The sequence below is a fragment of the Pseudomonas sp. TR47 genome (assembly GCF_044143025.1).
Classification (GTDB): domain Bacteria; phylum Pseudomonadota; class Gammaproteobacteria; order Pseudomonadales; family Pseudomonadaceae; genus Aquipseudomonas; species Aquipseudomonas putida_E.
In genome coordinates, this window is the sequence record NZ_JBHFCS010000038.1 from 18,084 (window position 1) to 32,015 (window position 13,932).

At 54.6% G+C, this 13,932-nt stretch carries 9 protein-coding genes and 1 pseudogene; 2 read left to right on the forward strand and 8 right to left on the reverse strand.

Going from position 1 to position 13,932, the window contains the following annotated elements:
- Window positions 1-64: 64 nt before the first annotated feature.
- The 5 genes from ACEWE8_RS25075 to ACEWE8_RS25095 form a co-directional block, all read right to left on the reverse strand.
- The gene (locus ACEWE8_RS25075) at window positions 65-2,062 is read right to left on the reverse strand and encodes a heavy metal translocating P-type ATPase (RefSeq protein ID WP_046786872.1); all 1,998 of its coding nucleotides are present in this window, start codon (window positions 2,060-2,062) and stop codon (window positions 65-67) included.
- Between the two features lie 201 nt (window positions 2,063-2,263).
- Window positions 2,264-2,587 carry a DUF2790 domain-containing protein gene (locus tag ACEWE8_RS25080; protein WP_003253432.1) on the reverse strand — a complete coding sequence of 108 codons (324 nt, stop codon included), beginning with the start codon at window positions 2,585-2,587 and terminating at the stop codon, window positions 2,264-2,266.
- Between the two features lie 162 nt (window positions 2,588-2,749).
- A complete protein-coding gene (locus ACEWE8_RS25085) occupies window positions 2,750-5,911 on the reverse strand; it encodes a CusA/CzcA family heavy metal efflux RND transporter (RefSeq protein ID WP_003253428.1) in 3,162 nt (1,053 codons plus the stop codon).
- A 24-nt stretch (window positions 5,912-5,935) separates the two neighbouring features.
- Entirely contained in the window at window positions 5,936-7,186 is a 1,251-nt protein-coding gene (locus ACEWE8_RS25090; protein WP_003253426.1) for an efflux RND transporter periplasmic adaptor subunit, read from the reverse strand.
- A 68-nt stretch (window positions 7,187-7,254) separates the two neighbouring features.
- Window positions 7,255-8,526: a TolC family protein gene (locus tag ACEWE8_RS25095; RefSeq protein WP_016712696.1), complete on the reverse strand. Its 1,272-nt coding sequence runs from the start codon at window positions 8,524-8,526 to the stop codon at window positions 7,255-7,257.
- 403 nt (window positions 8,527-8,929) lie between these two features.
- Here ACEWE8_RS25095 and ACEWE8_RS25100 point away from each other — a divergent pair, with 403 nt between their 5' ends.
- Together ACEWE8_RS25100 and ACEWE8_RS25105 are read left to right on the forward strand one after the other, a co-directional pair.
- Entirely contained in the window at window positions 8,930-10,273 is a 1,344-nt protein-coding gene (locus ACEWE8_RS25100) for an OprD family porin (protein ID WP_019818113.1), read from the forward strand.
- A gap of 489 nt (window positions 10,274-10,762) precedes the next feature.
- On the forward strand, window positions 10,763-11,437 hold the full coding sequence (locus ACEWE8_RS25105) for a heavy metal response regulator transcription factor (protein ID WP_003253420.1): 675 nt from the start codon (window positions 10,763-10,765) through the stop codon (window positions 11,435-11,437).
- Between the two features lie 535 nt (window positions 11,438-11,972).
- Here the strand turns inward: ACEWE8_RS25105 and ACEWE8_RS25110 are convergent.
- From ACEWE8_RS25110 to ACEWE8_RS25120, 3 genes and pseudogenes are all read right to left on the reverse strand, one after another.
- On the reverse strand, window positions 11,973-12,209 hold the full coding sequence (locus ACEWE8_RS25110) for a hypothetical protein (protein WP_074059229.1): 237 nt from the start codon (window positions 12,207-12,209) through the stop codon (window positions 11,973-11,975).
- Between the two features lie 275 nt (window positions 12,210-12,484).
- A complete protein-coding gene (locus ACEWE8_RS25115; protein WP_003253418.1) occupies window positions 12,485-13,024 on the reverse strand; it encodes a hypothetical protein in 540 nt (179 codons plus the stop codon).
- Window positions 13,025-13,649: 625 nt separating this feature from the next.
- Window positions 13,650-13,932: pseudogene (locus ACEWE8_RS25120) on the reverse strand (hypothetical protein); the annotation flags it as partial.

The following is a 13,932-nucleotide window of genomic DNA, read 5'->3' on the forward strand; positions in this document are numbered from 1 at the left end:
CGCACGACCCGTACTTCTACTTCAAGTCATTTCCCTGCTTAGCTTCATGATTGAAGCTCAGGGATCAGGAGCTTCTGCGGTAGGCCAACAACCGCAAGGCGTTGAAGACGACCAGCAGTGTGGAGCCCTCATGGATCGCAACGGCGGCACCAATGCTCAAGCCCATGATGGTAGACGGAACCAAGATGGCCACAATCCCCAAGCTGACGAACAGGTTCTGGCGGATGATCGATCGCGTGTGACGGCTCAGCCCCACCGCAAATGGGAGTTGCCTGATGTCGTCAGCCATAAGCGCGATATCAGCCGTTTCCAGGGCGACATCAGATCCGGCAGCCCCCATTGCGATGCCAACGCTCGAATTGGCCATGGCAGGGGCATCATTCACGCCGTCACCCACCATGGCCACCCTGGCGCTGAGGCGCAGGTTCTTGATGGCCTTGACCTTGTCTTCCGGCATTAGGTCTCCCCACGCCTCATCTAAGCCAACTTGTTTGGCTACCGCCTCTGCAACGCGGTTGTGGTCCCCAGAAATCATGACCATGCGGTCGATGCCCATCTCTCTGAGTTTCTGGAGTGCCTCTTTGGCACCCTCTCGGGGTGTGTCCAATAGCCCGATAGCGCCCAGATCCTTGTCAGCGCGACGTACCACCATGGTTGTGCGGCCCGACTGACGCAGACGCTCCGCAGCCTCCAAGGCTGCCTTGCTCAGTGCGGGAATACCATTGGTACCGAACATCTCGACCTTGCCAATCCAGACGAACTGCCCATCAAGCTCGGCACGTACGCCGCGGCCAATCATGTTGCTCATGTTCTTGGCTTGCAATCGGCGCCGTGTGCCAATCATCTCTTCACCGTCACGCACAATTGCCGCAGCCAGCGGATGGTCGCTCATCGACTCCACAGCGATGGCGACGTTTAGTAGATCCTCGATCTGCGTGCCGCCTACCGGTATTACATCGGTGATGCGTGGGCGCCCTTCGGTCAGGGTACCGGTCTTGTCGAATGCCATGGCATTCAAGGAGCCGAGCTCTTCAAGCGGTGCACCGCCCTTGATCAGCACGCCACCTCGGGCTGCCCTGGCGATGCCAGATAGAATGGCGCTTGGTGTTGCGATCGCCAGCGCGCAGGGGCTGGCTGCAACCAGTACGGCCATCGCCCGGTAGAACGAGTCACGGAACGGCTCATCAAGGAAAATGCCGGCAAATAGCAGCCCGACTACCAGCAGCAAAACCAACGGGACGAATATGCGTTGGAAGCGGTCCGTGAATCGCTGGGTCGGTGACTTCCTGACTTCGGCTTCACTGACCATCTTGATGACCCGCGCCAGGGTACTTTCCGTAGAGCGCCGTGTTACCTCAACCTCGATGAGCGTTTCGCCATTGATGGTACCGGCGAAGACTTTCGAGGCTGCATCCACTGCATCTGGCTTGCTGCGTGCGAGTTCGGCATCAGGGACAGGTTGCTTGTCCACGGGGACGCTCTCACCGGTTACTGGCGCCTGGTTGATACTTGAGGAGCCCACTACAACAAAACCATCGGCCGGTAGGCGGTCATTGGGGCGCACGATGACAACGTCACCGGGAACCAGCAGCTCCACAGGCATTTCCAACGTGCCATTTGCTCTGCGTACGATCGCGGTGGCTGGTGCGAGCTTGGACAGTGCCTCAATCGCTTTCTTGGCCCGCCCCATCGCGTAGCTTTCAAGGGAATGCCCCAGACTGAACAGGAACAGCAGCAGAGCCCCCTCCGCCCAGGCGCCAATGCTCGCGGCACCGGCTGCGGCGAGAAGCATCAGCGAATCGATCTCGAAGCGTTTCTGGCGGATGTTGCTGATCGCTTCCTTGGTGGTGAACCATCCACCGAACACATAGGCCGACACGTACAGAATAAGGGGAAGTCGATCAATCAGCCCAAGTTTTCCTGCGAGGGCTCCGGCACCCAGGAGAGCACCACAGATCAGCGCGAAAAACAGCTCCGTGTTCATGCCAAAAATGCCGCCATGCTCATGGCTATGACCTTCATGCCCAGCTTGGTCATCAGGGCGTTCAAGCAAACTCTTCATAACTCGTCCCTTCTGGGGTCAAGGCTTCCAATTGCCCTCTGCAGTTGGGAGCCGTCGCGGTTGGTTAGCTAAGACCTATTGCACGGTTTGCCCCGGCCCAGGCGTTAACATGTCAAAACCATGGGGCATCGGGCGTAATAAAAAATGCCAGGCACTGCCTGGCATTTATGAATTCTCTAATTGTTCTGTTCAAATCGTTTACTACTTGTTGTTGATGCATTGCGAATACATCGAGTAACGAACAGTCTTGAGCGTGCCCTGGGAGTCCTCGAAGGTCATCAACCGTGGGTAGACCTGGCAGGTACGTGGGTCCTGCGACTGACGTACGAACTTAGCAACGTCTATCTTCATGCCATATTTGTAATCCTGAATCTCTGGCATTGGCTTGCCATTTTTCTCCGCGTACTTGGCCACTGCGGTCTGGTGCTCCTTGGTGTATTGCAGCTGCTTGCTCTCGGAAAAAGTGTTGGCCTGCGAAGCCACCGAGAAAACAACAAGTGCAGCAGCGATAATTAGCTTTTTCATAAAACCCTCTCAATTTCAAAACTTCTCGGGCGTAACCTTAGCAATGCATAGGCATCACCGGCATGACGAGAAACTTACAATTTTGAAAGGTAAGTGCATCTACTTCACTTTAAACAAAAAAGCCCACAACACGTGTTGTGGGCTTCTCTTTAGCGGAGCCTGTTAGCTAACCACTTCGGCCTCGTCGCCGTCTTCATCCTTGCGGTGTGCCCAGTAATACAGGGCAGGCAGTACCAACAAGGTCAATGCGGTGGAGGACAGGATCCCGCCAATCACCACAGTCGCCAGTGGCCGCTGAACTTCTGCACCGGTACCGGTGGCCAAAGCCATCGGGATGAAGCCCAGGGAAGCTACCAAGGCAGTCATCAGAACAGGTCGCAGACGGGTTAATGCACCTTCATCGACTGCCTGCCTGAGCGTTCGCCCTTCCTCCCTTAGCCCGCGGATGAAGGCAATCATCACCAGGCCGTTCAGTACTGCAACGCCGGACAGTGCAATGAAGCCGACACCTGCCGAGATCGACAGTGGGATGTCCCGCAACCACAACGCCACAACACCACCGGTGAGTGCGAATGGAATACCGGTGAAGACCAGCATGCCGTCCTTCAGGTTGTTGAACATCAGGAACAACAAGGTCATGACCAGCAGCAAGGCGACTGGAACAACGATCTGCAGCCGTTTGGCAGCCGACTGCAGCTGCTCGAACTGGCCACCCCAAGTCGTCCAGTAGCCCGCAGGGATTTGCACCTTCTGATCCAGCGAAGCGGTCGCCTCCTCAACGAAGGATCCCAGGTCACGGCCTCGAACGTTGGCACTGACGATTACCAGACGCTTGCCGTTCTCGCGGCTGATTTGGTTCGGGCCCAGTTGCAGGTCCAGATTAGCGACCTGCGACAGCGGGATGAAACCGATCTGGTTGGCACCCTGAGCCGCATTGGCAGGCACCGGAATCAGCAAACTGGACATCCCCGCTACGTCGGTGCGAACGGTCTCAGGCAGGCGCACTACCATGTCGAACCGACGGTCGCCCTCATACAGCGTGCCGGCCTGGCGACCACCCACGGCGATAGCGATCGAGTTCTGAACATCCGCGATGTTCAGGCCGTAGCGTGCTGCTTTCTCGCGGTCGATGTTGATTGTCAGCACCGGCAGGCCGGATGTCTGCTCAACTTTCACTTCCGACGAGCCCGGTACCGCTTTGAGCGCTGCCGCGATCTTGTTGGCGGTGTTGTTGAGCACGTCCATGTCATCGCCGAAGACCTTCACAGCGACATCACTACGCACGCCCGAAATCAGCTCGTTGAAACGCAGTTGGATTGGCTGCGACAACTCGTAGTTGCTTCCTGGAACACCCGCTGCGGCCTTCTGCACCTCAGCAATCAGCTCATCGCGAGGCTTCTTGGGGTTAGGCCACTGATCCTGAGGCTTGAGCATGATGTAGGCGTCGGAGGCGTTCGGTGGCATCGGGTCAGATGCAATTTCCGCGGTACCCGAGCGTGCGAACATCCGCTCGACTTCAGGCACCTGCGCTATTACCGCTTTCTCCAGACGCTGCTGCATCTCGACGGACTGAGTGAGGCTCGTTCCAGGCACACGCATGGCCTGCATCGCAAAGTCACCCTCACTGAGGCTTGGGATGAACTCGCTACCCATACGACTTGCCAGCACACCACTGAGCACGACCAAGGCTACTGCGGCCGAGAAAGCGATGTTCCGATGTCCCAGCACCCATTGCAGAACCGGCTCATAGCGCAGTCGAGCTGTGCGCATGACCACGCCTTCCTCTTCCTTCACCTTGCCAGTGACGAACATGGCAATAGCTGCAGGAACAAAGGTAACGGACAGGATCATTGCGCCCAGCAGAGCCATCACAACGGTGAACGCCATAGGGTGGAACATTTTGCCTTCGACGCCGGTGAGGGCGAAGATCGGCAGGTACACCACCATGATGATCAGCTGACCGAAGATCAGCGGCCGGCGAGCTTCTCGCGCCGCGGCAAAGACCTCGTGGAAGCGTTCGGTTTTGGTGAGCATGCGGCCATGCTTATGCTGCGCATGAGCCAGTCGACGGATCGCGTTTTCTACAATAACCACGGCACCGTCGACGATGATGCCGAAGTCGAGTGCCCCCAAACTCATTAAGTTGGCACTGACCTTGTTGTTGAACATGCCTGTGAAGGTGAAAAGCATGGACAGCGGAATCACCATCGCGGTGATCAGGGCTGCACGGATGTTGCCGAGGAACAGGAACAGAATCGCGATTACCAAGATCGCGCCTTCTACCAGGTTCTTCTTCACCGTCGCGATGGCTTTTTCAACCAGGTTGGTACGGTCGTAAACGGTCACAGCCACCACGCCCTTTGGCAGGGTGCGGTTGATGTCCGCCAGTTTGGCGGCGACAGCTTGAGACACAGTACGGCTGTTTTCACCAATCAGCATGAACACGGTACCGAGCACGACTTCGCGGCCGTTCTCAGTAGCAGCACCTGTGCGGAGTTCTTTACCGATGCTGACGTCAGCAACGCTGCTGATGCGAATCGGTGCACCATCCACGCTGGTGATCACGATGTTGGCGATGTCTTCGATGTTGCCTACCTGGCCGGGCGCACGGATGAGCAACTGCTCACCATTACGTTCGATGTAGCCGGCGCCGACGTTGGCATTGTTACTTTCCAACGCTGCGACCAGGTCATTGAGGGTAAGCTTGTAGGTAGCCAGGCGCTTAGGATCTGGCGCAACCAGGAACTGCTTGGCATAGCCGCCGATGGTATTGATCTCGGCTACACCCGGGACGTTGCGCAGCTGAGGCTTGATGATCCAGTCTTGGATCACGCGCAGGTCGGTCGGGGTGTAAGGCGTACCGTCCTCTTTGACCGCGCCATCTTCGGCTTCAACGGTCCACAGGAAGATCTCGCCGAGGCCGGTAGATACCGGGCCCATAACGGCCTCTACGCCTTCTGGCAGCTGTTCCTTCGCAACCTGCAGCCGCTCGTTGATCAACTGGCGGGCAAAGAAGATGTCAGTGCCATCCTTGAAGATCACGGTGACCTGAGACAAGCCAGAGCGAGACAGGGAACGGGTCTGCTGAAGGCCCGGGAGACCGGCCATGGCCGTTTCAACTGGAAACGTGATCCGTTGTTCGGTTTCCAAAGGCGAATAACCAGGCGCTGCAGTGTTGATCTGCACCTGGACGTTGGTGATATCGGGTACCGCATCGATGGGCAGCTTTTGATAGCTGTAGATACCGATACCCGCCATGATCAGAACAGCGATCATTACTACGATGCGCTGCTCGATGGCGAATCTGATGATACGTTCAAACATGAGAAATCATCCTGTCAGTTCGCATCAGTGACCGTGTTCGGCAGAAGCTTTGCCGAGCTCGGACTTGAGTGTGAAGCTGCCACTGGTTGCTACCTGGGCGCCGGCTTCAATACCGTCGATGACTTCCACGTACCCATTGTCGCGACGACCCAGTTTTACCGGGCGGGTGTCAAACCCATCTGGGGTGCGTACGAATACCGAGGGTTTGTCTTCAACGGTCTGGACTGCGTGCTCAGGGACCGCTACGGCAACTCGATCAGTCTGGGAAGTGACCGCAATGTTCACGAACAGGCCTGGACGCCAGGCACCGTTGGGGTTGGTCAAGGTGACGCGGACAGTGGCTGCGCGGTTTTGCTCGCCCAGCAGGCTCCCGACATAACCCACCTTCCCTTCGACCTCGACATTCATGTCAGGCGAAGAGACTTTCACCGCACGACCAGTCGTGACCTTGCCCAGATCTGTAGGCGGGACGGCGAAGGTTGCCCAGACCTGATTCAGGTCAGAAAGGATGAAGGCGTTGGTCGCCTCGCTGACGACTTCGCCAACGGTCAGGTGTTTCTCCACCACCACGGCGTCGAAAGGAGCTCGGAGTTCGTAACGATTACCGCCAACGGAGTTAACCGAAGCACCGATCGCACCGACCTTCTGCTTGGCGTTGGCCAAGGAGATCTCCGCTTCTTGCAGCGCTTGGCGTGCTTGGAGGTAGTCTTGCTCCGCGGAAATCTTGTCCTGCCACAGCTGCTTCTCACGCTCGAAGGTCACTCGCGCCAGTTCGACGCGACGCTGTGCGGCCTGTTGTTCGCTGCGCAGGTCAGAGATCTGCTGGCTCGCGATTACAGCGAGGACCTGACCCTTTTTGACCGTCTCACCCAGGTCGGCTTGGACAGTCTCTACAACGCCAGGAACACGAGGAACCACGTGGGCGGTCCGGTCTTCATCGAAGCGAATTTCGCCCGGGAAGCTCACGACTGTACCCAAGTCACGCGGCGCTGCAGCTTCCAGGGCAACGCCGGCAGCCTTGATCTGCTCAGCGCTAAGCGTCAGCTTGCCCTCTTCTTCACCGCCCTCTTCGCTGTGGCCTTCTTCACCATGGCCCTCATCACCCTCCTCTTTGGCGGCAGATGCGGCTTTCTTTTCGTCGCCATGGCCATCGTTAGCGCCATGCTCGGCGGTACTAGCGGCCTGCTGTCCAGAACTGTTGTTCCAGGCAAGGCTGCCAAATCCGAGGGCTGCCACAGCGGCTACCGCGAGGGCGATCTTGCGTTTGTTATCCATTGCTACTCCTGCTGATCGTAGGCACCGGCTTGTTCAAGGCTGTGTGCCGAAGAAAATGTTTGGCCCGTTCAGCGAGCGCCGGCAGTTGAGCCGACTTCGCCATAAACCCTTTCCACCTGCGCACGCGCATTGGTCGCCGCTGCCAACGATTCGAGATATTGGCCACGAGCGACGATCAAGGTGCGCTGGGCATCCAGCACTTCGATGAAACCGAATTTGCCCATCTCGAAGCCGCGGGTTGCGGTATCTACGGCTTGTTGGGCTGACGGCAGAATGGTCTTGTCGTAGGACTCGACCTCCTGCATGGCGGTGGACCACTGGTTCAACGCGGTTTGGGTTTCGGTGCGCAGCCGCAGCTCCACAGCATTGCGCTGGTCTCGGGCCTGATCTGCACGACGAGAAGCGGAAAGAATGTTGCCCTGGTTGCGATCAAACAGCGGCAAAGGCATAGAGACGCCCACAGTGTTGACACGCTCGCGCACAGAGCGGTCGTACTGGCTACCTACGCTGACGGTAAGGTTCGGGATACGCTGAGCTTTCTCTGAACCGAGCGAGGCATCGCTCTTGTCGATCTGTACCACGGCCTGGCGCATTTCTGCGGTCTGATCGAGCTTCGCCAGCAGCTCTTCAGTCCGCGGTGGCAGTCCCGGGGAGAGGGTTGGCGATTCGAGTCGATCAAAGACGGTGACCGAGCTCCCGGTAATTTGAGCGAGTTGCTGGTAAGCGGTCGTCTTTTCGGTTTCGGCACGTCGAACTTGCAGCTTTGCTTCGGCCAGTTGTACTTGGGCGCGGGTGGCCTCTACTGGAGACGATTTACCTGCGCGAACACGACCATCGACGATGCGGAGACCGCGCTCAGTCAGTTCGAGAGATTGCTTGGCCAGGTCAAGGCCTGTCTGGGCCCGCAATGCGGCGTAGAAGGCCTGTACGACGTCTGCCCGCAGACCGTTCACGCGACGGTCCAACTCCAGCTGTGCGGCGGTCTGCCCGTAAGTGGCGACGTCAACACGAGCTCCCCGCTTACCACCCAGCTCCAGGGTTTGGCTAAGCGACACGGTCGTCGTGCTGGTGTTACGACGGGTGTCTTCCACGTCGTACGAAATAGTGGGGTTGGGGATAAGCCCGGCCTGCTTGCGAGCACCATCAGCGATGCCAATCTCTTGCCGGGCCGCGGCCAGGTCAGGGTTGGCATCCATGGCCGTCGAAAGCGCCTGGGGCAAGCTGATGCTTTGGGCAAGAGCTGCAGGTGCCATCAATCCAGAGATGACTGCACAGAGTGCAGCGATCTTCCAGGGCGAGACGGAGGTCTTGGATAAGACATTGCGGTTATACCGGGGCACTTTGATGGTCCTCGTGCACAAACTTCGATAAAGCTTGGCGAGAACGCCGAAACAGCTGCCAAGCCCCACTTGATTAGGTGATGTCACTCTAATAACCTGTAGCTATCAGAGGGGTGGCTAGAAAATTACAATTCCGTAAGAATGTCCTGTAATGCCCGAAAATACTGGGAAACCAAACCCGACACGATGATTTCGTTACAAGCAACGGAGATGGCAAACACGCGGTGCGAAGGCCCGAACAACAGGTAGATGACGAAATTGTAATTTTCCTATCACCCCCCCGTTATCTTCGGCCTGCAAATATGAGCTCGCGCTACGCTAGGCGCGCCGCCTGGTCAGAACAATTAACGACACCCGCGCCGGTAAACATAATAAAAACTGCCGTGAATCAAAGGAGCATCGGATGAAAATCAAAGTACCACTGTATTTGGCGGCAGTTTCTGCGCTGTCTGGAAGCTATGCTATTTCGGCACAGGCAGAAGACAAGCCAGAAGGCTTCATTGAAGGCAGCAGCCTTACAGTGCTGAACCGTAACTTCTACTTCAACCGTGATAACCGCGACAGCACTGCCCCCACTTATAACAGTGGCAAGGGCAACACCAACGGCTACTCCGAAGCCTGGGCGCACGCGATCATCAGCAAATTCAACTCTGGGTTTACCCAGGGAACAGTTGGCTTTGGCGTTGATGCCTTCGCCATGATCGGCCTCAAGCTCGACACCGGTGATGGGCGCAACGGCGGCCGTAGCTCCTTCGACGTGCTACCCGTTGATAACAAGGGCGAAGCTCGCGACGAATACACCAAGGTCGGCGGCGCAGCCAAAGTCCGCTTGTTCGATACCATCGTGAAAGTAGGTGATGTTTTCCCATCGACTCCGGTCGTTGCATCCGGCGACTCTCGCCTGCTGCCAGAAAGCTTCCGCGGCGTGACCGTTGAGAACACCAGCATCCAAGGCCTCACCCTGCAGGGTGGTCGTCTGCATGCGATGAGCCAGCCGCTCTCAAGCAACCTGAACGACAACTTCGTGACGTTCTACGGCGGCCCGGTCAACTCGCCATGGATCGGTTACGGTGGCGGTGACTACTCGATCAACGACAACTGGACTGTGAGCGTCTACGCCAGCCAGCTGAAAGACGTCTGGAATCAGTACTACGCCGGCACCAGCGTGGTTTACCCGCTGAGCGACGATCTGGCGCTGATCGGTGGCTTCAACTACTACAAAGCCGTAGATGAAGGTAAGAAGCGCCTGGGTGAATTCGACAACAACATCTGGAGTGCCAAGGTCGGCGTGCGTTACGGTGCCCATACCCTAGCCCTGTCGCACCAGCGCAACAACGGCGACGACGATTTTGACTACCTGCGTCAGTCGGACTCGATTTTCGTCGACAACTCCATCCAGTACAGCGACTTCAACTCGCCGAAAGAGCGTTCCTGGATGCTGCGCTATGACCTGAACTTCACCAGCTACGGCATTCCAGGCCTGACGTTCATGACCCGCTACGCCAGAGGCTCGGGCGCGGATTACTCGAACGCTAACCAGTTCTACATGCGCACTGATGACAACGGCAACCCGCTCGACAATCAGAAGCGTTGGGAGCGTGACGTCGAAGTCAAATACGTTGTCCAAACCGGTCCAGCAAAAGATCTGTCCTTCCGGTTGCGCCAGGCAACCACACGTGCCACTGCATTCGAATCGGATCTGGATGAAACCCGTGTGATCATTGAGTACCCGCTTTCGATTCTGTAATTCGCTAACTGGACCAGTTATTCATTAACTGGTCCTATTAGTAAAACGAGCATTACGAATTCACCTTGAGTGGCTTAAGTGCTCCTTTGGTAAAAGGTGGATATTTGGCGCCCATTGGGCGCCTTTTTTTTACCTAAAATTCAAGCAAGCGTTCGATTGTACGCATTGCATGCCGGTGAAGTTCATGACTACACCAATGACCAGCTTCCTCGATGTGAGCGACCTCGCCGTCATCTGAGCGGAACGAAGCCAGCACAAAAAAGAAAATAACCCAATACTTCATAAGGTCAAATCACCTGCTGGAGAGAGGGCCCGCAACTGTCAAACCCAAACCGCGACAAGATATACCGCCAGACTATCAACTGTATTACCTAGAAATTACAAATCCGTCATTTGAGCCCCGGCACGCTCATTTTGATTTACCATCCCTTTCAATAATGCCGGCGCGCGTGCGCGGTTAATTGCTCAGTGATATCGAGACAAAATCCCATGCGAATTCTGGTAATTGAGGATGAAGTAAAAACTGCGGAGTATGTGCGTCAAGGTCTGACGGAGTGTGGCTATGTCGTAGATTGCGTCCACACCGGATCAGATGGATTATTCTTGGCCAAGCAGCATGAGTACGAGCTGATTATCCTCGATATAAACCTACCAGAGATGGACGGTTGGCAGGTCCTTGAGTTGTTGCGCCGTAAAAACTGCCCGTCCCGCATCATGATGCTGACGGCGAGAAGCCGATTGGCGGATAAGGTCCGGGGGCTGGAGAACGGCGCAGATGACTATCTGATCAAACCATTTGAGTTCCCAGAGCTGCTAGCCCGGGTTCGCGCCTTGATGCGCAGGTCAGATCACCCCGCATCTGTGGAGGTCATTCGCGTGGCCGATCTGGAACTTGATCAAAGCCGGCACAGGGCATTCAGGGACGGTCAGCGTATTGATTTGACCACCAAAGAATTCGCGTTGCTGCACTACTTGATGCGTAACACCGGGGTGGTACTGAGCCGTACGCAGATTATCTCTCAGGTTTGGGATATGAATTTTGATTGCGACACGAACGTTGTAGAGGTGTCGATTCGAAGACTCAGAGCCAAGATAGATGACCCCTTCGAAACCAAGCTGATACACACACTTAGAGGCGTAGGGTATGTACTTGAAAAGCGTTAATTGCCAAACTATATAGTATCGAGATCGGCTAACTAATTCCGTCGCAAACGTGCCTACTGAACTGGATTTTACTATTTACGACCCGCGGCGCTGATTCCTTACCCCGCAAATGAGGTAGGCTGTGCATGAGGTATAGCATTGATTATCAGCAGGTCTCGGAGGATCAAGAGTTTGTCAGGCCTGATGACCGCTCAGCTGATATTGTCTTTAACAGTGAGCATGGCTTAGCTCTTATCCCATGTGTTGGCGATGTAGTCAACCTACCCTCTACGGCCGTCAAAGCGGGGGTTTGTGGCGTCGTCAGATCAAGAATTTTCAATTATCTCAGGGGTCCTGAAGAGTTTTACTGCCACGTCAATATTTTTGTTGAAGAGGCCGACATCAATTTCGGCAATCTAATATCCGAATATATGCGTAACCAGGCACGCTCACGATCACCCTCCTCATAGTGGTTTGAATAGTCAATACGGATTCCGTCCTTTTATTGAGTGCTCAGTAGAACCCACGTTGCAGAGCTCTACTGAGCCCAAAAACCTTATTTCCGCTGCTGTGCAAAAACCACTAACTGCCACTCAATCTTGCCCGCGCCAGGTGCATGCTGGTGATGGTTCTGTGGAGGAAGAACATGCCCTTTGGCAATACCGATCTCATCCCCGCAGGAGACGCATCGGTAAATGCCTGGATTTGGCGCTTCGGTACCAGGCGAATACTTTTTATCGTACTCCGAATGATCACTTTTGTGCAGAAAATTGCCGTGCTTATACTGAGCCATATCTATTCCCTTGAACTGTTGCTCTATATTTTTGTGCCACTTTACCGGGGCACAGAATAATTTTTATCACGTAATGACGAATAGATTCCAGCGAAGTTTTCCATAATCGCTCAGTACGCAGCCTACTTTCGTAGCATTTATTATTCTGATTGTGTCAGGCAGGAGATTTTTATGCCGGCGGAATTTTGGCGCCATGCTATGGCACCAGGATAGAGATCAAATCACGCCATCAAGTGACTCTTGCTATTCGAACCTGCCCCTACAAGAACAGGTAGTCACGGCACCCTGCTAGAGCGCGGGAGAGGCGGAGCACACAGAGCAGGCGTCATTGTTTTTTGAATAGCGCACTGAAAAATATAGAAGTACAAGAAGCCCGCAAAGAGAACAGTAGGCGCCATCAGAGCCAATTGAGGATCCATAAACCCTGAAATTACATACTGCTTAAGTGTAAGAGAAGCCAGGATAAAGGCCGAACAATACAAAGCACCTGTAAATTGATTCCCTAGAAAGCTTAGCACCCCACTAAAGGCATTATTGGCGCTCAATAACACTGCCTTCAATATGGTCCAACCGAAAAGCGGAAGGAAAATCTTCACCATAAAGGCAAATAAAGTTGTTGAGGCGAACAGTTTCAGTGGTATCTCTGCCCATGGCTTGATGGTACCGTCGTTTTCTACACCAAAGAATAGGATGGCATTCAGGATAATTGCTATAGAGCAGCATATGATGAGGCGTATCACCTCCCGTTTAAGCGGGGCCATCATTATAACTGAGTTAATGCTTTTCGCGATATATTGCTTTAGAGCCTGGGTCATTGACCTATTGCGTCCTATGCTAGCCGAGGTGATAATATTGTATTGATGCAGCAGTAATAGACTGACGCTTTATTTATTTCTCAGTCAAGGAGAATCCTGATGATTTACGAGTCTGATGATTGGAGGAAGTCACTTCTTCGTTCAGCTCGTTAGCTTGAGAAGGCTCGTGTAAAAGAGTGTTCTGAAGGGCGCATTTATGCGAAAGCAGAACGTGAAATTTTTGTCAGTTTTTATACGGTACGCAAGCTAATCGAGACCTACAAAATCTCTGAATCAACGAAGAAAATTAAGCTCCATCTACCGTACTACCCGATCACCAGTGGCAAGACAGTAGACTACTTCAATCGGCACAACATAATGGAAAACTACGAAACTACTAAAGTTTACAAAGAACTGCGGGATATGACTTTTGTCGCGAACCAGGTAATCCACTCGTACGTATTCGAATTCGCGACTAGTGAGGATGGACGGATTGACGGGGTGTTTGTGGCCTCAGACAAGGGACGACACCAGCGACTCTATTACTATTCTATGACGCTAATGCTCAGTATTTTTAGGTCCGTAGGCTTGGATGTCGTCTCAGAGCAGCATTTGGTAAGGGACCCTGAAACAGAGCAGTGGAAGATCAGGTGAGTAGCCACCAAGCCAAACCCGCTACGGCAGCTGTAATTAACCCAACGGTTGCATAGAAGGCAGGTCTGCCGATCCAAGGGTGACAAGCCAGCATGATTCCCAGATGGGTCTTCGGCTTTATGCTATCCCACTCAGACTCGACGATGGTCCCATCTAGAATATAAGGCTTCCAATATTTGACGATATGGTCCTTGTCGGGCTCAAAAAAATCGCTATGGCCGTAATCAAAGTAACGGTCAGCTACACGTGTATTTTTAAATCCGTTTCGACCAGTC